This is a genomic window from Shewanella cutis, assembly GCF_022410515.1.
Classification (GTDB): Bacteria; Pseudomonadota; Gammaproteobacteria; order Enterobacterales; family Shewanellaceae; genus Shewanella; species Shewanella cutis.
The window spans coordinates 35,218-56,766 of record NZ_JACSDI010000013.1; the positions used below are offsets into that span (position 1 = coordinate 35,218).

Annotated in this window: 14 protein-coding genes and 1 pseudogene; 5 read left to right on the top strand and 10 right to left on the bottom strand. The window is 45.8% G+C overall.

Annotated features, from left to right (window positions below; all coding sequences use genetic code 11):
- Positions 1 to 566 precede the first annotated feature (566 nt).
- Entirely contained in the window at positions 567 to 3,176 is a 2,610-nt protein-coding gene (locus tag H9J30_RS15665) for a cache domain-containing protein (RefSeq protein WP_240131832.1), read from the top strand.
- Positions 3,177 to 3,494: 318 nt separating this feature from the next.
- Here H9J30_RS15665 and H9J30_RS15670 read toward each other — a convergent pair whose 3' ends face one another.
- The 8 genes from H9J30_RS15670 to smc all read right to left on the bottom strand — a co-directional run bounded on the left by H9J30_RS15670 (position 3,495) and on the right by smc (position 13,578).
- Positions 3,495 to 3,884: a SpoIIAA family protein gene (locus tag H9J30_RS15670; RefSeq protein WP_240131874.1), complete on the bottom strand. Its 390-nt coding sequence runs from the start codon at positions 3,882 to 3,884 to the stop codon at positions 3,495 to 3,497.
- A 483-nt stretch (positions 3,885 to 4,367) separates the two neighbouring features.
- Positions 4,368 to 4,724, bottom strand: a complete 357-nt coding sequence (locus tag H9J30_RS15675) for a DUF3802 family protein (protein ID WP_240131833.1) — start codon at positions 4,722 to 4,724, stop codon at positions 4,368 to 4,370.
- A gap of 168 nt (positions 4,725 to 4,892) precedes the next feature.
- Positions 4,893 to 5,468: a YceI family protein gene (locus H9J30_RS15680; RefSeq protein ID WP_240131834.1), complete on the bottom strand. Its 576-nt coding sequence runs from the start codon at positions 5,466 to 5,468 to the stop codon at positions 4,893 to 4,895.
- Positions 5,469 to 5,616: 148 nt separating this feature from the next.
- Positions 5,617 to 6,072 (bottom strand): YaiI/YqxD family protein, encoded by a 456-nt coding sequence (locus tag H9J30_RS15685; RefSeq protein ID WP_240131835.1) that lies wholly within the window; start codon positions 6,070 to 6,072, stop codon positions 5,617 to 5,619.
- 26 nt (positions 6,073 to 6,098) lie between these two features.
- The gene (pdxH, locus tag H9J30_RS15690) at positions 6,099 to 6,737 is read right to left on the bottom strand and encodes a pyridoxamine 5'-phosphate oxidase (protein ID WP_240131836.1); all 639 of its coding nucleotides are present in this window, start codon (positions 6,735 to 6,737) and stop codon (positions 6,099 to 6,101) included.
- A 181-nt stretch (positions 6,738 to 6,918) separates the two neighbouring features.
- Positions 6,919 to 8,988, bottom strand: a complete 2,070-nt coding sequence (gene ligA, locus H9J30_RS15695) for an NAD-dependent DNA ligase LigA (RefSeq protein ID WP_240131875.1) — start codon at positions 8,986 to 8,988, stop codon at positions 6,919 to 6,921.
- Between the two features lie 97 nt (positions 8,989 to 9,085).
- Positions 9,086 to 10,114 carry a cell division protein ZipA gene (gene zipA / locus H9J30_RS15700; protein WP_240131837.1) on the bottom strand — a complete coding sequence of 343 codons (1,029 nt, stop codon included), beginning with the start codon at positions 10,112 to 10,114 and terminating at the stop codon, positions 9,086 to 9,088.
- A 26-nt stretch (positions 10,115 to 10,140) separates the two neighbouring features.
- Entirely contained in the window at positions 10,141 to 13,578 is a 3,438-nt protein-coding gene (gene smc, locus H9J30_RS15705; RefSeq protein WP_240131838.1) for a chromosome segregation protein SMC, read from the bottom strand.
- Positions 13,579 to 13,818: 240 nt separating this feature from the next.
- On the opposite strand from smc, the gene cysZ reads away from it, so the two are divergent.
- Both cysZ and H9J30_RS15715 read left to right on the top strand, forming a co-directional pair.
- On the top strand, positions 13,819 to 14,598 hold the full coding sequence (gene cysZ, locus H9J30_RS15710; protein WP_240131839.1) for a sulfate transporter CysZ: 780 nt from the start codon (positions 13,819 to 13,821) through the stop codon (positions 14,596 to 14,598).
- 129 nt (positions 14,599 to 14,727) lie between these two features.
- Complete coding sequence (locus H9J30_RS15715) at positions 14,728 to 17,142, top strand: DUF5916 domain-containing protein (RefSeq protein ID WP_240131876.1); 2,415 nt, start codon at positions 14,728 to 14,730, stop codon at positions 17,140 to 17,142.
- A gap of 166 nt (positions 17,143 to 17,308) precedes the next feature.
- Here H9J30_RS15715 and H9J30_RS15720 read toward each other — a convergent pair whose 3' ends face one another.
- Positions 17,309 to 18,430, bottom strand: coding sequence for a beta-ketoacyl-ACP synthase III (locus H9J30_RS15720; RefSeq protein WP_240131840.1), 1,122 nt, complete (start codon positions 18,428 to 18,430; stop codon positions 17,309 to 17,311).
- Positions 18,427 to 18,738 (bottom strand): annotated as a pseudogene (locus H9J30_RS15725) (RDD family protein); the annotation flags it as partial. The pseudogene H9J30_RS15725 and the gene H9J30_RS15720, both read right to left, overlap by 4 nt.
- Before the next feature lie 544 nt (positions 18,739 to 19,282).
- On the opposite strand from H9J30_RS15725, the gene cysK reads away from it, so the two are divergent.
- Entirely contained in the window at positions 19,283 to 20,251 is a 969-nt protein-coding gene (gene cysK / locus H9J30_RS15735) for a cysteine synthase A (protein WP_240131841.1), read from the top strand.
- A gap of 221 nt (positions 20,252 to 20,472) precedes the next feature.
- Entirely contained in the window at positions 20,473 to 21,546 is a 1,074-nt protein-coding gene (locus tag H9J30_RS15740; RefSeq protein WP_240131842.1) for a methyltransferase, read from the top strand.
- Positions 21,547 to 21,549 lie beyond the last annotated feature (3 nt).

The window sequence follows — 21,549 nt, forward strand, 5'->3', positions numbered from 1 at the left end:
GGCATTGTATTCACTTGCAATAAACACGCTGTTGACGCCTAACGTTGCCTTGCTATCAATGTAAAGCGCAAGAGTGAGAGTAACGCTGTGAATTTTTTGCGGTGTAATACCCATTGCATTAAATATCTACTCATTCAGCGGGGCAACTCATTTGAGGCAAGGCGAAGGCTTAAAGGAAGAGTGATGCACTATAGAAAGCTTTAAACCCAGTAAAAGTGCACTGCTGTGTAGATAAATATCAGCTACCCTTCGGGAACCTCACAACATCCCACACCTGTGTTGTATTGACGTAAAACGGAGTCACCATTTCTGCGTAACGAGCCTTGGATTGAAATGCCTGTGAGGCTATGAACTGATTGGATTGGTATAAGTGTTTATTCATCGGTTAATCCGAGTTGAAGCTAAATACTCTCCAATAAGAAGACCTAACATGTACCTAATTTTTTATTCTCTCTGCCGATATTTTTTTGCGCAAATTATAACTTAACTTTGGTTTAAGCCTATGGCAAATAGGCAAAAAAACGTTAAACTGGTTCAATTATGGCGGCACTTGGAACCTGTATAACATGGATAAACGGCCTAACATTGAGGCACAAGCCCCGTTAACACAATGGCAAAAAAGCCTGCCGTTTAAAGTCACGTTGATCCAACTGCTCATCGCCAGCATCCTCATTTTCAGCACAGCTTGGGTCATTCTTAATATTCAGACACAACAAATCAATGAGCAACAGACTTTACTGAATCAAAATCACGGTCAAATTATTATTGCAAAACTGCAGGAAATGACCTCTCAAGTCGAAAATCAAGTCAATGCGATAAGCCAAATCGCCATGCTCTACCGCCACGAACCTGAACAGCTCAGCAAAAGTATTCCCGAATTACTCTCGATTGAAAGTCAAAAAGACATCATTTCAGGTGGTGGCATTTGGCCTGAGCCTGGGGCATTTAATCGGCAAAAATTCCGTGATAGTCTGTTTTGGTCACACAATATTCACGGTGAGTTAGTGGCTATCGACAGCTACAACGATGACAACTTCCCTAGTTACCACTCTGAGGAATGGTATCGACCAACTCGATTCTTTCCCGCAGGTAAAGTATTTTGGTCTAAATCCTATGTTGACATTACAACCCATGAACCAATGGTCACAGCATCTAGCGCCATGTGGATGGAACATCAATTCATTGGTGCAGCGACGACAGATATCAGCCTAGAAAAACTCAATCAGCTCCTGCGTAATGCTATGTTGAATGTGAGTGGCTATGTGATGGCACTCGATCATCAAAATCAAATCCTGGCTTTTCCAAATCGCGATAATACACTTCAATCTCACTCGGACACGACTCATAACCTAATAAGCTTTGATGCATTTGCTCAAACCGAGCAAGCATTAACCCCTATCGCCTCGGCGATACACTTAGCCGATCGCACCTTTATCGAACAAGCAATTGCAGAGCGCGTATTTACTCAAGAGCAAATGGATAATCTCACTCGTTTAAGCAAAGATAGCGAGCGGGATATGCTCTCAGCCATAGTAAACGATAATGCCAAAAATCATTTTTCGACCCCAAAGCGTATCGCGTCAGTATCACTAGCTATGGATCCTATTCTAAAGGGACCTTCGCTTGTCTCCGTCTTTCTTATGCCCCATACCTATTGGAAAATCTTAGTCGTCACACCAGTAGCACCTTTAGAGGATACTGCGAAAAAACTGATTGAAAAGGTGGGGCTTTCTTTAGTTCTCATTCAAATGTGTGGCCTCATATTACTGTTTATAATGCAACACAAGCTCATCATGGCGCCCATAATGGAAATGGTCAAAGCACTCAAACGTAATGACTCAGCCTCCATCGAACTCAACGCCAAAGAACGTCACGATGAAGTCGGATTACTGGCAAAAACGTTTTTATCACGAACTCAGCAGCTCGAAATCGCTATGTCGAGTTTGGATGCCAGCAATCTCGCACTGGAGCAACAGTTACTCAGCCAGCAGCACTTTCAACAGGAGTTAAATAGACATAAAGAACAATTAAGATCCTTATTAGACTATTCATCTACTATCATTTATATCAAAGACTTAAATGGTAGATACACCTTAGTAAACAACAAATATTGTGAGGTGCTTGGTATCGAGCGACGCAAAATTATTGGTGTAATGGATTTTGAACTCTTTCAACCTCCTCTCGCCGAGCTGTACCAACAGAACGATCAGAGGGCAAATAACAGTCACGATGCTCTGCATTTTGAAGAACCCATTCCCACTCCCCGTGGCGAAATTATCTACCATATGACTAAGTTTGATATCAGAGATGACGAGGATAACTCTATCGGTGTTGGCGCGATTGGATTTAATGTGGATCTGAAAAAACGCCAAGAGAAAGAACAAGAAAAACTTCTGCAATACCAATTGAATCAACTAAAAGATCAACAGCATAAAACCCAGTTAGCCCAGCAAGAAATCGCCCAATTAAGGGCGCAGTTAACGGATGCCAATGATGAAATTAACCTGCAAACTCAGCTAAACCGCAATAAGCAACAAAATCAAAAGCTGATGCAACACTTCTTGTCTGACGTAATGAACCAAATGATGCAAGAACAGGATCGCCTGCTTGCTCAAGTTTGCCAAAACAAAGATGCCGATCAGCATACCCACGTAGTGCAACTCATGAGTCAACAAGCGGCCAGACTAAGGCAAATATCGCAACTCTTTACTGTTCAGCAGAGTGAGATAAGACCGCTTCATTTAGCACAATTTTTTCAACATTTACTGAGCCTGTTGCAGCCACAATTTCTCAAAGCACAGGTCAAAGTAAGCCTTAGTTGCGATGAACAATTAGTGATCGATGGCGATGCTTGGCAATATCTCCAATTTTTCTATCGATTACTCAATAACACCCTTCAGCATGCATTTAAAGATCACCATCAACACCGAGAATTACTGCTACAACTCAAAAAACAAGGTCAAGAGCTACAGCTATTAGTAAAGGATAATGGTGTTGGACTATCGGCGTCAAAACTTGAACAATTAAGACATGAAATGCAGCAAAAACAATGTACAGGCACGCTATCAAGCTTAAACCTATGGATAAAGGATGAGTTAAAAGGCGAACTCAATGTAAAGAGCGAACTCAATCAAGGCACACGTATCGAATGCCATTGGCCGCTATCTAAGGCTTAGAGGACTGGATTTAGACTAAATTGTACTAGCGCAGTATCCGATTGCGACCAATTGACCGTTATTGGTCATTTGAATAGCGCGTCTTGGCGTTTAAGGGTTATTTTGCAGTAATTTGGCTTACCGTTTCTGCAAGGTAAGGTCCGTAATGTGCCGTTATTCTGCATAAACGGACGACAACACAGCATAAACCGTGCCCAAAGGATTCTTAAGATTTCGATTGATGGACTCTTGCCCTCTAAACATCCCTAGCACCGGTTCGAGTGTAAAACACACTTCCCCCACACATTAGGAATCAACAAAGTACAATATTCGTGCTTTTCACTGCCATTGCGCCTCTGCAACCTTGGCCTCATCTAACCATACCTTGGCCAGATGGCGCTCATTCTCGCCGAAAACTTTGACTGGACAAGGCAACATAAATGCTAATGTATTGACCATAGCACCGAGGATTTGTGTGTCTGCAATCATGACCACCCGTGAAAAATCACTAAAATGATACACACTAAGTAAAGCATCATCCCAAAGTGCTCCAACGGTAATGCCAATAAAATCAGCGCTAAACTCGTACCATAAGCGAATACTGGCATGATCTTGTAACTTTGCTTCAATGGCGGGAAACAATAAAGTTTCGATATCCTCATGGGTTACCTGACCAGACACAACAATAGTCAACAAATCATCGGCATAACTAGGACGGATAGTTAACATCATGCTTCTCCTTTATTACAACATCAGAAAATGCGGCTATAGAGTAAAGATACACTCTGTTAATGAATATGCTTGAAAAACATTAAATTATTTTACTCACCGTGAGATTTGCCTGACACAGAATGATAAACAGCCTCAAGCAGGAAGGTGATGTAAGTCAGGCATTCCCCGAAAAATGGTAAGCAATGAATTAAATCGAGAAGGAAGCACCTTCTAAGAAACTCCCAGACTTATCTGCGATGCAGAATGGTTATATTAAAAGTGTTTTTAAAAACAAAAACATATCATCAACAGTAAGATAAAAGGCTATGAGGCACTCAACGCTGAGAATAAGTAAAACGGCAGCCCCTTGAACATGATGTGTATATGGCCATAAATACACAAAGTGGAGACATTCTGATGATGTCTAAACCAATGGCAAAACAACTTATGCACGTATGGACGGTGTACTCAATTTACTCAAACACAGATTTCGCGGTCACATTAAGCATGGGCTTGAGATTTAGCGATTTCTTGATCGAATAAATTTTTGATTAATCCTGAAAACTCAAAGATGAACAGGGTTTGCTCTGGTGTTGCCCTATGATTGGCTACTGAAGCGAGGATTTCCTCGAGATCATACACAATCGCATCGACCTCGCGGATAATGGTATTACGCTCTGCAAAAGAAAGTGAGGGATTTTGGCCGCAAACCATAATAATTTGAGCGGATAATTGTTCCTCAAACAATTCCATTACAGTATCGTCGGACACATTTTGAATATCTGGCGTTTCGAACAAGCCAAGATGCTCAGTCAAATACTGGATCAAATGCATGTAACCGTCTTTATCTGTGACCATTTTTAACCCTTAAAACAACTAAATCGAGCGCCATCAAGGACACTGTCAAATCTAAAAATCCTCAACACCACCCATCAAGTGGTAAACATGAGTATTAAACGTCAGCCACCCGATAACCTATCTCAAATAGAGCAGCCGACGTATTGATCTAAACCAATCTTATCGTTGTTACTTTGTTAAGGTTAGTACAAACGACACCGGAACGGCTTGGCTAATACTAGATAAACCTGCAATATCACGCAACTTATCGACCCCCGCGACCAAGTCAAATTCATTGGCATTGACTATTATGGGCTGAAAACTACTAACCATCAGTTTATTATCAGATACTTTGGTCACAATTACCGAAAAAGTTTTTGTTTGCTGTTTTCCATGTAGGGCAATTTTGCCATCAATGTCAGCAAGCTTTGACTCACCAACAGCAAGTTCTTTGAGCATTTTGCTATCCACTTGGGAGCTCAATTTCAGTTCAGGATACAATGACACTTCAAACAACAGGTTTTGCATGCGCTCATCACGCACATCAATACCCGTAGCCACGCTCATTAAAGGAACGGTGAGTTCAAATTGACCATTGTCATTAAGCACACCTTTTAGTTGCTTAAAATGATGGACCTCGGCGATATCGCCCTTTTTAACCGAAACGAAACTAACCCTAGAGCCCTGCTCAGTGACTTGCCACTGGGCAAAGCTGCTAAAACTGATCAGTACTGATAATGCCGCGATTCCTATCAATTTATTCATTGTATCCATCCTCAATTTTGATTTTAAAGATCCGGCCATTAACCCAAACCATTGAGTTAACAGCTGTTCTTAGCATGGGAAACTGTGACAAAGATCACCTAGCCCTCGCTAAAGATACTCTTTTAATTGATCAGCGACCAGTGAACAATCATTTAACTCGCGCCAGCCATTTGTCTAAACTATTGGCAAAATTCTGTTTATCGGCAGCAGACAAAGCATCAGGCCCGCCTGTATGCACACCCGATGAACGTAAATCTTCCATAAAATCACGCATCGTGAGTTTTTGGCGAATATTGTCTGTCGTATAGAGTTCACCGCGAGGATTAAGGGCTAATGCCCCCTTCTCAATGACGAGGGCCGCAAGCGGAATATCAGCGGTGATCACTAAATGTGTGGCCTCAACATGGTCAACAATATATTGATCTGCCACATCAAAGCCTGAGCCGACACGCACTTGACTGATATAAGGCGATGGTGGCACTCGTAACATTTGGTTCGCCACCAACACTAACGGCAGTGATTTACGCTCAGCCGCGCGAAATAAAATCTCTTTAATCGGATTTGGGCAGGCATCGGCATCGACCCAAATTTTATAATTCGCCACTTCTTTTGTTCCTTACATCTCGCGCCTTAAGGTGCGAGACGATCAATCTGCCATGCTTGTGCTTCACGAGTATAGAGAAAACGATCATGCAAGCGGTGTTCTCCGCCCTGCCAGAATTCAATACTCGAAGGTTTAACCAAATACCCTCCCCAAAAGCTAGGTAGAGGCACGTCCCCTTTGGCAAACTTGGCTTTCATTTCAAAAAATTTACCTTCGAGCACTTGCCTGGCACTCAGTTTGCTCGATTGCTGCGATACCCAAGCCGCAATTTGGCTGTCCTTTGGCCGCGTCATAAAGTATTTCAGCACTTCGGCGGTAGAAAGCGGCTGCGCTTCACCCAGAATCGACACTTGGCGCTCTATGGGATGCCAAGGAAAATGCAAACTCACCTTATTATTGGCCGCAATCTGCAGTGCTTTGCGGCTACCTAAGTTAGTAAAAAACACAAAACCGCTATCATCGAAGCGTTTTAATAACACAATTCGTTGAAAAGGTTGGCCATGCTCATCCACTGTTGCCACACACATAGCAGTAGGATCGCTCAGCTGTGCATCTCTGGCTTGTGTCATCCACAATTCAAATAGCTGCATCGGGTTTTGGGGTAAATCGGCGCGTCTTAGGCCACCTTGGGTATATTCACGGCGAATATCACTGAGATCTGTCATAGGATTTCCTTTTGCAAGCGCACAATGATTGCTATCGGTGCAATCCGCTAATAAGCAAAGTTTACCATGCCTGACACAGAAAACCGCGTGCCAATCACAGAAAACCGGGTCTAATAAACTGAAGTACCAACAAAAACGCCTTGCTAAGCAAGGCGTTTAATCAGTGAGATTAAATGAACAGTTAACGATTAGCCGCAAGTAAAGCGAGTAGCTCGTCTTCGCCAATCACCTTCACGCCTAGCTCCTGCGCTTTTGCGAGCTTCGATCCCGCGGCTTCACCCGCCACCAAGCAGTCGGTGTTTTTCGACACACTGCCCGCGACTTTTGCGCCTAAGACTTGTAATTGCGCCTTAGCATCGTTACGGTTGAGTTGATTTAAGGTGCCCGTTAACACCCAAGTCTGTCCTTTTAACGGTTGCTTGTCGGCGCTTGGCGCTTCAATCGCAGGCCAGTTTACCCCCGCCGCAATTAAAGCATCGATTACCTCAAGGTTATGCGGCTGGGCAAAAAAATGTGCTACATGTTGGGCAACCACTTCGCCGATATCTTCAACCTCGATTAATTGTTCAATGGTGGCGATGCGCAGTGCATCGAGGCTATCAAAGTGAGCTGCAAGGTTCGCCGCAGTGGCCTCACCCACCTCACGAATGCCTAAAGCATACAAAAAGCGTGGCAAGGTAGTGGTTTTAGCCGCTTCAATCGCGAGCGCTAAATTGGTGGCGGACTTCATTCCCATACGGTCGAGCATGGTCATCATAGAGGCAGTGAGTTTAAACAGATCTGCGGGGCTTTGAACCAGCTCTTTATCAATGAGCTGCTCAACAATTTTGTCGCCCATGCCATCGATATCTAATGCCTTGCGGGAAGCAAAATGTTTAATCGCTTCTTTGCGCTGCGCCTCGCAGAATAAGCCGCCACTGCAACGGGCGACCGCCTCACCTTCTAAACGCTCGACCAAGCTGCCACACACAGGGCAATGTTGCGGAAAAGCAATTGCCTTAGCATCCTCTGGACGGCGCTCGGGCACTATGGCCACAATTTGCGGGATCACATCGCCGGCGCGGCGGATAATCACAGTATCACCCACCATCACACCTAAACGTTCGATTTCATCGGCATTGTGCAAGGTGGCATTAGACACAGTTACCCCCCCGACGAACACAGGTCTTAAGCGCGCCACAGGCGTGACTGCGCCGGTGCGGCCCACTTGAAAATCCACACCCTCGAGCAGGGTCATTTCCTCTTGGGCTGGGAATTTATAGGCAATGGCCCAACGGGGAGATTTGGCCACAAACCCTAAGGTTTGCTGCTGGGCAATATCGTTAACCTTCATCACCACGCCGTCGATTTCAAAGGGTAAATCGCTGCGGCGGGTCAATATATCTTGATAGTAGGCAAACACTTGGCTGAGTTCGTCGCAGACTTTAATCTCGCTGCTAACTGGCAGCCCCCAAGATTTAAGTTGCTGCAATTGCTCATAATGCGTCTTAGCTAGCTCATGGGAAGTCGGCTCCACCACACCTAATGCGTAGGCATAAAAAGACAGCGCCCGCGAGGCGGTAATTTTACTATCGAGCTGACGTAAACTGCCCGCCGCCGCATTACGCGGATTTACAAACTGTTTTTCATCCTTTAAGCGTGCACGCTCATTTAGCGCCTCAAACGCCACTTTGGGCATAAAGGCTTCGCCGCGCACTTCAACCAATTCGGGATAGTTGTCACCGCGCAGTTTAAGCGGAATCGACTTAATGGTTTTGACATTTTCGGTAATATCCTCACCCACCGTGCCATCACCACGGGTCGCGGCGCGCTCAAGCACACCGTTGCGATATAAAATACTCACCGCGAGACCGTCCAACTTAGGCTCACAGCAAAAGCTGACTTGACCCACTTTATCACTCACGCGCTTATGAAACGCAGTAAAGTCCGCTTCATCAAAGGCATTATCGAGACTTAACATAGGTTTAAGATGAGTGATTTGCTCAAACTTGGCCAGTGCCAGGCCGCCTACTCTTTGGGTTGGCGAATCGGCTAAGACAAACTGTGGATACTCGGCCTCGAGCTTTTTAAGCTGTTGCATTAATCTGTCGTATTCGGAATCAGTAATGCTTGGCGCATCATCCACATAGTAACGAATATTGTGCTCATTGAGAGATTGGCTGAGCGCCTGCATCAATGGCTGCGCGGTTTGTGGCGTAACAGCTTGAGAAAGCAGTTCAGATAGGCGTTTATCGAGTTGAATGTCTTGCATATTCATTATCCAGAATTCTTAAGCATCAAAAAATTGCAAAAAATGAGGCCGCATTTAGCGGCCCCATCTGTCTATCACCGCGGAGTCGCGGCTTGCATTAGGCGTTGGCGCGAATACGGTGTAAATAATCTTGCTTGGTAAATTCGCCCCAAGGTTGGCGCTGACCATCAAGCACTACCGCATCAATATCGTCCGCCAGTTGCCGCGCCGAGTTCAGCATAATAGAGAAATTCATTAAGGCATCGCCATAACAAGGTAGCGTCATAAAAAACACCACACCTTGAGTGCTGAATTGCTCCATATTGTCTGGGTCAAATACACCAGGTTTTACCATATTAGCAATCGAGAACAACACCTTACCATTACCAGCATTATCCACATGACGATGGAAAATATTCATATCGCCATATTTAAAGTTAAGTGTTAAGAAGCAAGGTAACAATTCGGCGCCATTAAGTTGCTGACCTTCTTTAGCCACTACGTGCAGCACTAATACATCGCGTGGCTCGCCTAAGCTCTCTTCAGTTTCCGGAGCTTCTTCAACCGCTTGAGGCTGCTGTTCTTGATACACTTCGTCATCAAACAAGGCCGTTTGTGTCGGCTTTTGTACTTGAGCACGTTGCTCTTCAGCCACCTTTTGCGCCACTATCGCCGCATGGGATTGACCGGCGTGTACTTGATTTAAGTGCGCTGCATTACTTTGCAATACCGGCTCTTGGCGAGACGCCTTCGTGCCTCGATGTGGCTCTTTCACACTCGGGGATTGCAAACTAAAGTCGGGCTGTACCATGCTGGGTTCTTGCTTAAACTGTGGCTTAGACTCAATTTGCGGTTCAACTTTAGCCTCTTGCTTTAAATAAGGATTAACCGCTGGAGCCTCAGGAGTTTGAGGTTCACTCGCCTTACGAACTCTTACGGCGCCAATCCCATCGGCGTCGAAACCATCAGCATCGACACGCTTAGGCGCGCCCTCGCCACGCTCTGCCTGCTTTTTGTAGAAATTGCCCATCGGACTATCTTTCAATGACTTAGGCTGTTGTCTTCTGATAGACCAAAATCCATGCACCAGCACAGCAACTATGGCTATGGCGCCTAAAACGAACAATACTAGTTGCAAATCTTCCATTGGTTACCCTGTCTTTCTTCTAGTTATCACGCGTCGGCCATCGCCACCGCTTGCTCTAAATCTACTGCGACTATACGGGATACACCCGGCTCATGCATAGTCACACCGATAAGTTGATCAGCCATCTCCATCGTAATTTTGTTATGGCTGATATAGATAAACTGTACACTCTGCGACATTTCCTTCAATAATCGACAGAAACGTTCTACGTTGGCATCGTCTAAGGGCGCATCCACTTCGTCTAACATACAGAAGGGAGCTGGATTCAACCTGAAAATCGCGAATACCAATGATAAAGCCGTTAGGGCTTTTTCACCACCGGAAAGAAGATGGATTGTACTGTTCTTCTTACCTGGGGGCTGGGCCATGATGGTCACGCCCGTTTCTAATAAATCGTCTTCCGTCAACGCTAAGTACGCCCGTCCACCACCGAACACCTTGGGGAATAAACGTCCCAAATCCTCGTTGACCGCATCAAATGTGGCTTTAAAGCGGGTGCGAGTCTCCTTATCGATTTTACGAATGGCTTCTTCGAGTGTTGCAAGTCCTTTATTGAGATCTTCATCTTGATGATCCAAATAGGATTTTCGCTCACTTTGCTGCTCAAATTCTTCGATCGCCGCGAGGTTTATTGCACCTAAGCGGATAATTTTTTGGCGGATCTGATCCAAATCACGCTGCCACTTATCTGGCTGACCGTCGTTAGGCAGAGAATCAATAATCTGAGCGAGCACAATTTGCTGCTCCGATAGGGCTGCCAACTGGCTATCAGCCTGCCCTTTTAATCCCTCACGACGTAACTTTAACGTGCTCAGGCTTTGAGTCAAGCCCTCAAGCTTACCAAGCTCTTGTTTTTGCTTTAATCCTATACTGTTTAACGTTTCAGTAAGTGAACATTGTTGTGACCTGAGGCTTTTAAGTGTCTGTTGCTGACTCTGCTGCTGATTAAGTAGCTGTGCCAATTGTTCACTCAGCTTTGCGGTTTGCTGATCGCCATGCAGCTGCGCGACACTGGCAAGCTGGGCAGACAGCGTTTCCCGAGACTGGACTAATTCATTGACACGGACCCGCTGTAATTCGATTTGCTCGGTGCTGACCGCCATGCGAGTCGTCACGGATTGCAAACTCGCATTGAGGGTTGATAAGCGGCGCTGGGTATCGCTAATTTGAGCCTTAAGCGCTTGATGGCGCGCTAAATCCCCTTGGGCATCTTGGCTTTGTTGCTGCTGTTTATCAATACTTTGTGCTAGGGCGTCAGCAAGTTCATCCTCTTGCTCCGAAAGCAGCATTAACTGCTCAGCAAGCTCTGCTAACTCAGCATGCGTTCGAGCGACAGTGTCTTCTAGCTGCGCCCGTTTAGCTTCGCGCTGTTTGGCCTGAGCCTCTGCGTTACTAAGCTGGGTAGATTTGGTGGCTTTATTGAGCTGTAACTGATGCAAGCGTTGCGTGCCTTGGTTTACGCTGTCACGCACCTGTATTAGTTGCTGCGAAAGCTCATCGAGCCTTGTCTGTTGTACATCTCGCGACTGCACACACTCGGCTATCGCCTCGCTTAACTGCGTTTGTTCTTTACTCAGTTGCACAAGGGAATGGCTATTGTCTTGTTTAGCAATCAAAAACCCTTTGCCGAATAGATAACCATCGGCAGTGACAATCCGCTCATCGGCCGCCAAGCTAGCAAGCTGCGCTTGGGCGCTGTCAAGATTATCAGCCCATTTTAGCCCATTAAGCCAAGGTGCAAGATTCACATCCGCTTGCAACTTGATGGGTGAGCCTTCGATATGATCATCAATCTTTTCTAAGCACCTTGCATCTGTATAAAACCCTAGCTCATTTGCACTAACGCCAACGGGTAATGTCATTAAGCCCTGCAGCGCCAGTTCGGCGGCGGCTTCCCAGCCATTTTCCACTTGAATGCTTTGCCACAGCTGCGGCTTATCACTTAACTCTTCTTGTTTTGCCAGCCATTGTTCAACCAGCTCAAAGCGTGCTCGCATTGAGGTTAACCGCTGTGATAGCTGCTCAAATTCGCCACGCGCAAGATCTAACGCTTGAGTATTTTCAACAAGCGCTAACTCAAGCTCTTGATTTACTTCAACTTGCTGAGTTATTACTTGTTCTAAGAGTTCAATTTCTTGACTAAGTGATGCGCTGTTATCCTCCAAAGCATGCTCAGTGAGCGAGGACAACTCTTGCTGCTGTTCTTCATGTAACTGGGTTTTATGGGCGCATAATTGTTGCTGATGAACAAGTTTGCTGCGGTGTAATTCGAGTTGCAGCTTATGTTGGGCAACGGCCGACGCTTGAGTTCTAGCCACTTCCGTCTGAGTTTCACTACGTGAAACACTCATTTCCCACTGGGCTTGCAGCTCATCCATCATCTCTTGCTGCAACGCATGCTGCGGCAAAAGCTGGGCTTGTTCCCCCTCAAGCGCATAAAAACTAGCCTGATATGTGTCTAATTTGGCTTTGTTTTGCGTTATCTGCTCGTTCAACTGTTCGAGCTGAGTATGTAGCTGGGCATCGCGCTGCTTTTGACTTTGTAATTGTTGCTCTAACTTGGCGATCTCTGTGCCCGTCAGATAATAGGCCTCCACCGCGTGCTGTTCTTGCTCGGCTAACTGCGAAAGTTTAACTTGCAGCTCAGTGCTTTCTAATTCGCTAGTTTGCGCTAGGGATTGCGCCGCCGCTTGTTGCAGCTCAAGTGAGTTAATCTGCTCCGACAAACTCGCCATCTGGCTCTGCAACTCTTGGTAACGCATCACCAGCAACTCGGCGTGGGTTTTGCGCTCCGCCTGTTTCAACTCACGATATTGTATTGCCGCTTTGGCCTGCTGGCTGAGTTTGTCTAATTGTTTACCTAATTCGCTGCGAATATCACCTAAACGCTCTAGGTTTTCGCGGGTGTGGCGAATACGATTTTCAGTTTCACGCCGACGCTCTTTATAGCGAGAAATTCCCGCCGCTTCTTCAATAAAGGTGCGTAAATCTTGGGGTTTTGATTCAATCAGTCGCGAGATGGTGCCCTGCTCGATAATGGCATAACTGCGCGGACCAAGCCCTGTGCCCATAAACAGATCGGTAATATCCTTACGGCGACATTTTTGCCCATTGAGGAAATACCAAGATTCACCATCGCGGCTCACCTGCCGCTTGACCGAGATCTCTTCATAACTGGCATATTGGCCGGCGAGACGGCCTTCTTTATTTTCAAACACCAGTTCAACGCCCGCCACCGACACAGGTTTGCGGGCGCTGGAACCGTTAAAAATCACGTCACTCATGGAGTCACCGCGCAGGTGTTTAGCCGAGCTTTCGCCCAGCACCCAACGCACGGCATCAATCACGTTTGACTTTCCACAGCCATTAGGGCCGATAATAGCGCTTAATGCCTGTAAAAACGGAATTTTGGTGGGGTCGACAAACGACTTAAAGCCGGCAAGTTTTATTTGTTTTAATCTCATAGTGCCAGTTAGCGCGTCTCAGTTTAAAAATCATCGGGAAGTTGACGGATATCAGTGCAGGCCTATATCGGCCCTATTGGTGTAACAGAATTGCTTGGCCAACTTTAGCAAAGCAGGCAGCATTTTGTAACGCTTTTTATTGAATTCATATGGCTTTTAGCTTGTCATCTTGCGATGAGTTGATCACAATCGCAGTTATCTGTCCCTCACGCTGTATCTCAACTTTTTTGGAATGACGATATGACACAGAAATTGTCCCAACCCTCACAGGGTAAAAGTGGTGTGAATTATTTTCTCGATGGCTTTGGTTTAATCAAACGTAAAGGCCTGCGCACCTTTGTTTTTATTCCCTTAATGATTAACCTGTTATTGTTTGCTGCGGTAATTTACGTGGCGGTAGGTCAGCTCGATGTGTTGTTTAATTGGATGAATGCTCAGTTACCGGAGTATTTAAGCTGGCTTAATTTCCTACTCTGGCCACTGGCGGTCACAACGATGCTGGTGATGTTAGCCTTTGTTTTTAGTTCGGTGATGAACTGGCTGGCCGCACCTTTTAATGGCCTACTGGCCGAAAAGGTCGAACAGCTATTAACAGGTAAGCCAATGAATACCGGCTCAGGCATGGATGTAGTTAAAGACCTCCCCCGTATTCTTGGCCGTGAATGGATCAAACTTAAATATTATCTGCCCCGAGCGTTGGTGTTTTTACTGCTGTTTTTAGTGCCGATGGTTGGGCAAACCTTAGCGCCTATTTTGTGGTTTTTATTTAGCGCTTGGATGATGGCGATTCAGTATTGTGACTATCCGTTTGATAATCATAAAGTCAGTTTTAAGGATATGCGCTTTGCCCTAAACCAAACCCGAGGCAGCAGTTTTAGCTTTGGCGCAACAGTGACCCTGTTTTCGATGATCCCTGTGGTTAACTTTATCGTGATGCCAGTGGCAATTTGTGGCGCCACCGCCATGTGGGTCGATAAGTACCGTGAAGCTTACCGTAATCCTCTCGTGTCTCCCGAATAGTCATCTTTTGCACTGGATGCAAGCCATCCAGTGCTACCTTGCCTTTGCGCTCGATTTAATACAATTCTTGTAACAATTACCCACTCTTGTTAACCAAAAATTTCTGGCACACTGCGAACCATTTTCGCAATTTTTTGGGCTTTGTCGTTGAAGACATTTCTTCCTTTATTGTTATCAAGCATGGTGTTTATCAGTGCGCCATGTATGGCAGGCTTTGCTAGCCAATTTCAGTTAACTATCCCAACCCTTGATAGCGCCGCGAATATCGATGGTGAGTTTGATGAGGCGGTTTGGCAGCACGCTGCGCTCACCGAGTTACGCTATGAGACACAACCAGGTGAAAACACTACAGCTCCCGTTTATACCCAAGCCAAGATCTTCGCAACCCAAACCAGCCTGTTTATCGCTTTTATCGCCAAAGATAGCCAGCCCAAGCAAATACGCGCCACACTGAAGGACAGAGATAATCTTTGGGGTGACGATTTGGTGGGAATTAAACTCGATACCTTTAATAACGCACGTTTAGCCTACCAGTTTTTTATCAACCCTCTGGGCGTGCAATTAGATTCAATTGAAAATGAACTCACAGGCGAAGAGAGCGAAGCGTGGGATGGTATTTGGAAAACCGCCGGTAAAATCACCGCCGAAGGCTATCAAGTGGAAGTCGAACTGCCGCTAAGGCTATTTAATTTTGATGATAAGCAGTCCATTCAAACCTGGGGGTTTGAACTGATCCGCTATTATCCACGCAATGAAAACCACCGCATCTCCACCCATAAAATTGACCGCAATGTCAGTTGCCAATTGTGTCAGTTAGGGGTGGCCTCTGGTTTAGCGTCCGCCAAGCAGGGGCAAGATCTGCAAATCACTCCCACTTTTGTCGCTAATCGCAATGAACAGAACACTGAAAACGGCTGGCAAGCAGAAACGGATTATGAACCTGGGCTGGATTTACGTTGGGGTATTAATGCCCGAACCTTACTTAATGCAACCATTAATCCTGATTTTTCTCAAGTGGAATCCGATGAGGGCCAGCTCGATATCAACACGACGTTCGCGTTGTTTTACGACGAAAAACGGCCATTTTTCCTCGATAATAAAGACTACTTCGATACTCAAGTGGATCTGCTACACACCCGCAATATTGTTTCCCCTGATTACGGACTCAAACTCACCAGCCAAACCGAGCAACATACCCTAGCACTGCTGGCAACCAATGACAGCCAAACCACATTTTTGATGCCGGGTAATTTAAGTTCTGAAGTGGCTTCATTGAATCAAGAAAGCCTCAATCTGGCAGCGCGTTACCGCTTCGACATGGATAAAACCTTCTCTTTGGGCACCCTTTTAACGGCCAAAGCCAGTGCCAACAATCAACTGACTGAGGTTGCCGCGCAAAATGATGATTATAATAGTGATTACTATAATTATGTCATGAGTTTAGATGCCAAATATCAACCCACAGAGCAAGATATCCTTACGGCTCAGGTCGCCCTCTCGCAAACCCTCTATCCCACAGCAATGTATCGACAGTTTTGTGGGAATGTGCAAGGGGAAATCACTGAAAACCGTCCCTGTGGCCAGACGCCATTACTCTGTGAACTTGGTCAATGCCAAGTCAATGAGCAAGTATTACGTAGCCAATCGGATGAGCATTTTAGCGGCAACTTATATCAACTCACCTATGAGCATAACACCCGCGATTGGTTCGCCTATAGTGAGTATCACGACATATCCCCTGATTTTCGTGCTGATTTAGGCTTTGTGGAGAAAATTGACTATCGCAGTTTTATGGCTGGCGGTGGCTTAATTTGGTATCCAGAGGTGTGGTTTAACAAGATAAAGTTTGGCGGAGACTGGGATATCACCCACAATCAGGCGGGAGAACAACTCGAGCAAGAATTTGAAATCTTTTGGGAAATGTATGGTGCGCAGCAGAGTGAGCTTTCATTTGGGGTCGAAACCCGTGAGCGAGTTGGCCCTCGCCATAATGCAGCACAACTCGCTGTGATAGGTAATAGCAATCAATATAAAGAAACCCAAGGCTGGCTTTACGGTGCCATCACACCGCTTTCGGCCCTCAGCCTAGAGCTTGAAATCCACTATGGCGATGAAATTGATTTTCTCAATGACAGATTAGGCACAAACACCTTAATCAATCCAATATTGAACTGGAAAATTGCCAACGGTCTGTCGGTGGAGATTTCTCACCAGTATCAACATATGGATGTGGAACAAGACACGCTATTTACCGCTAACCTCACGGATATGCGCCTCCACTGGCAGTTGAGCTTGCATAGCTTTATCCGCTTATCAAGCATTTACACCCAGATTGACCGCAATCTTGCGCAGTATCTGTACTCCACCCCCGATAGCCAAGAAGCGCACCTAGGCAATGAAATCCTTTACGGTTATAAACTCAATCCCCAGAGTGTGTTCTATTTAGGGTATTCCGACAGTTTAACCTCGGATGATGAGCTGACGCGCCTGACTCGGGATGAGAAGACCTATTTTATGAAGTTAAGCTATGCTTGGTTGCTCTAGGTGCTAGATTTTAGGCAGCAAACAATACCTGAAAGACTTTAGTACTTAAGCCCGCAACAAGAATTGCGGGCTTAAGATAGAGTTACTGATTAACACGTATCTGCAATCTAATAAACTAGAGCAAGGAAGCTCGACCGCACGACAAGCAATCGAGCTTTGATACGATTTAACGTTTTTTCAAAATCACACTACCGATGGAGTAACCGGCGCCAAAGGAGCTTAATAGGCCCAAATCGCCTGGGTTAAAGTCAGCGGAATATTTATGAAAGGCAATCACAGAGCCTGCGGATGCGGTGTTGGCATATTCATCGAGCACTACGGGCGCCTGTTCGGGCGTTACCTCATCCCCCAGCAGTTTTTTCACCACAAATAGGTTCATATTAATGTTGGCTTGATGCAACCATAACCGCTTAAAGGACTGCGGCGTCAAGGATTGCTCGGCGAAATGCTCATCCAAATGCTGATAAATCATCGGCAACAGCTCTTTAAATACTTTACGTCCCTGTTGATGGAACAACTTATCCGCCTGATGCGCCGAGCTCGGATCGCAGCGATTTAAAAAGCCAAAATTACTGCGGATATTATTCGAATAATCGGTAAAACAGCGGCTTGAGAGAATCGTAAAGCCCTTATTAGGCGCCACTAAACTTTGCTCTTCAAGTACCACTGCGGTAGCCACATCACCAAAGATAAAATGACTATCACGGTCACGATAATTTACCTGCGCTGAACAAATTTCGGGGTTAATGACCAGTACCCGTGAGGCAGAACCTGTAGCAATCGCATTCGCAGCAGCCACAATCGCAAAGGTCGCCGAAGAGCACGCCACTTGCATATCGTAACCGTAGCCACGGGTGCCCAACGCACGCTGGATTTCAATCGCCATCGCAGGGTAAGCGCGCTGAGTATAAGCACAGGCGACGATCACCAAATCGATTTGCTCAGCTTTAAGCTCGGCTTGTTTAAGTGCCATCAATGCCGCCTCAACCCCAATTTCGGCTTGCATAGATAACTCGTCACTACTGCGCTCTGGAATAAGCGGCATCATAACTTCAGGATCGAGAATGCCCTCTTTCACCATCACATATCTGTGCTTGATGCCTGAGGCCTTTTCAATAAATTCGCAGGAGGAATAGGACAAAGCCTCGACATGCCCCTGCTCGATCAATCCTGCGTTTTCAAGGTTAAACATATCCACATAGGCATTGAAGCTCTCCACCAAAGCTTCATTAGAAATACCATGGGGCGGCGTAAATAAACCGCTGCCAGAAATCACGACCTGTTTCATAGGTGCTCCAAACGGGTACTTGTTGTAAGGTGAGCAGACGTCGCATTATTCAGTGTCGACACCGCGGCAAATGCTTATTCTGCCTGCGCTTGTTGCTGCTCTAATTGTTGCTTTTTATGCATTTGCGCTAAGTCTATCACGACTGTGGAAGATATTTTATCTTGGATCCACTGCCGATTGGCATCCCAAAATATCTGCATAAAGCCAAGTAAGCCAGTCTTAAAGCCCGCTGCATAGCCGCCATAACGGCCAAAAACTGCCCAAAGGCTGATTTTAGCGCCATCGAGTTGGATAACGCGGATGCCTAGGGCGTATTGACATTTCAGGGTTATTTTTTGCAGCAATTTGGCTCACCGTTTATGCAAGGCAAAGTCCGTGCTGTGTAGTTATTCTACATAAACGGACATAACGCAGCAGAAACGTCAGCCAAATGCTGCCCGAAGGGGGCGTCTGGCAAGCCCTTGCGCTTACTTTCTGCCATAAAAGCCGCTCGTCATTTGAGTAGAATAACGACACATCATTCCTCGTTTCGCGAGCACGAGCTTGCCAGAACGAAATTTCATCTCTAAACGTCAACATACCCTAAGAGTTTTTTACCTAAGGTCTGACCATCAAATTTGGCAGTAAACACCGAAAAGTAAAATGCTACCCCAACCAAAACCTAAGCCCATATCGCCCATAAAGCCTTTAATCCATGCGGGCAAACTACAACCAACGCTGATACGAATTAGGTTTTGCGAATAACTACACACCCTTTAATAACTAAATTGAATAAAGAAGAACAAACAATCACTTCAAAAAGCGCCACAGACGATTATGATTCAGTAGTGCAAACATAGGAGCAAGCAATCCATGAGCAAAATTTTCGAAGACAATTCATATACTATTGGCAACACCCCGTTAGTGCGTTTAAACCGAGTAAGCCAAGGTAAAGTGCTGGCGAAAGTCGAATCACGCAATCCCAGTTTTAGTGTCAAATGCCGTATCGGTGCCAATTTGATTTGGGATGCTGAGAAAAAAGGCCTGCTCACCAAAGATCACGAGCTGATAGAGCCAACATCCGGTAACACGGGTATCGCTTTAGCCTATGTAGCAGCAGCTCGTGGTTACAAGCTGACCCTGACCATGCCAAATACCATGAGCTTAGAGCGTCGTAAGTTGCTTAAAGCCTTAGGTGCAAATCTGGTGCTGACCGAAGGCGCCAAAGGCATGAAAGGCGCGATTGATAAAGCGGAAGAGATCCGTCAATCCGCTCCTGAAAAATATATTTTGTTGCAGCAGTTTAATAACCCTGCCAACCCCGAGATCCACGAAAAAACCACAGGTCCAGAAATTTGGAACGACACTGATGGCGCTGTAGATGTGTTTGTTGCAGGTGTGGGTACTGGTGGTACTATCACGGGTGTAAGTCGCTACCTGAAAAAGGTCGCAGGCAAAGCCATTACCTCTGTGGCTGTTGAACCTGCTGATTCACCTGTGATTACCCAAACCTTGGCAGGATTACCTGTACAACCTGGCCCACATAAAATCCAAGGAATTGGTGCAGGTTTTATCCCAGGTAACCTCGATCTCGAACTTATCGATCGCGTTGAAACTGTCACCAACGACGAAGCGATTGAAATGGCGCGTCGCTTGATGCAGGAGGAAGGTATTTTAGTGGGGATTTCTTCAGGAGCTGCTGTGGTTGCCGCTAACCGTATCGCTGCCCTGCCGGAATTTGCAGATAAAACCATTGTCGTTGTACTGCCTTCTGCTGCAGAACGTTACTTATCTTCAGTATTGTTCCAAGGCCAATTTGGCGACGAAGAAAATATCCAGTAATCTAATAAGTTATCGATAAAAAATACCCAGCGCTGTCTGGGTATTTTTATGCCTGATCGTCAATGGCTGGCAATCCAACCTCTTCCCAACGGATAACTCATCAACCAAGATGCTGATTTATTAATTAACTTGGACACAGTTCATAGTTTTCTCGCGCAATACTAGCTTTAGCAATTCAGTTCGCTATAAATAGCCTCCTCCAAGATTAACGTCCGTCTTTTATGTCCTTCTACCAAAATCCGAAAGAGTTAAGCGCCTTTGACGCTAAGTTTGAGGCACAGAAAATTGCCTTTGGACCCGTGAGTTTTCAAGTCGCTCATTGTCTACTCAAATTTGAAGTATTAGCCACCATTGATAAGGCTGGTGACCAAGGGGTGACCTTAGCGCAGTTAGCCCAAACGAACATGTTGGATGAATACGCCCTTGGTGTGTTGCTGGATATGGGACTTAGCATGGGGCTTGTCTGGCTCAACGAAGATGCCTACGTCCTCGACAAGACAGGTTATTTTTTACTGCACGATGATATGGCGGCAATCAATCTCAATTTTATGCAGGACGTCTGTTATCAGGGACTATTTAAACTAGATAAGGCGTTGCTCGATGGTCGCCCCGCGGGGCTGAGTGTATTTGGCGACTGGCAAACTATTTATCCTGCACTCAAAGATCTGCCCCAAGATGCGAAGGAGAGTTGGTTTGCATTCGACCATTATTATTCTGATCATGCTTTCCCACAGATCTTGCCCTTAGTCTTTACCCATAGCCCCAAGCACTTAGTCGATATTGGTGGTAACACTGGTAAGTGGGCACTGAGCTGCTGCGAATTTGATCCAAAGGTTGAAGTCACGCTGATGGATTTCCCAGGGCAATTAGCCGTTGCTAAAGAAAATGCTGCAAAGCGGGGCTTTAGCGATAGAGTCCATACCTTTGCTACCGATCTACTCGATGAGTCGCGCCCCTTTGTCGAAGGTGCAGATACCTATTGGATGAGCCAGTTTCTTGACTGCTTCTCTAAGGCGCAAATTTTAAGCATTTTGCAACGTACAGCAAAAGCCATGACAGCAAATAGCCAATTGTTCATTGTTGAAACCTTCTGGGATAGACAACCTTCAGCCGCCTCTGCTTATTGCGTAAACGCCACGAGCTTATACTTTACCGCTATGGCCAATGGCAATAGCCGAATGTATCACTCTAAGGACTTAATGGCCTTGCTGCATCAAGCGGGTTTATACGTCGATGAGGACACAGACAACCTTGGGCTCGGGCATACGTTACTGCGTTGTAGACGCAAACCTTGATTA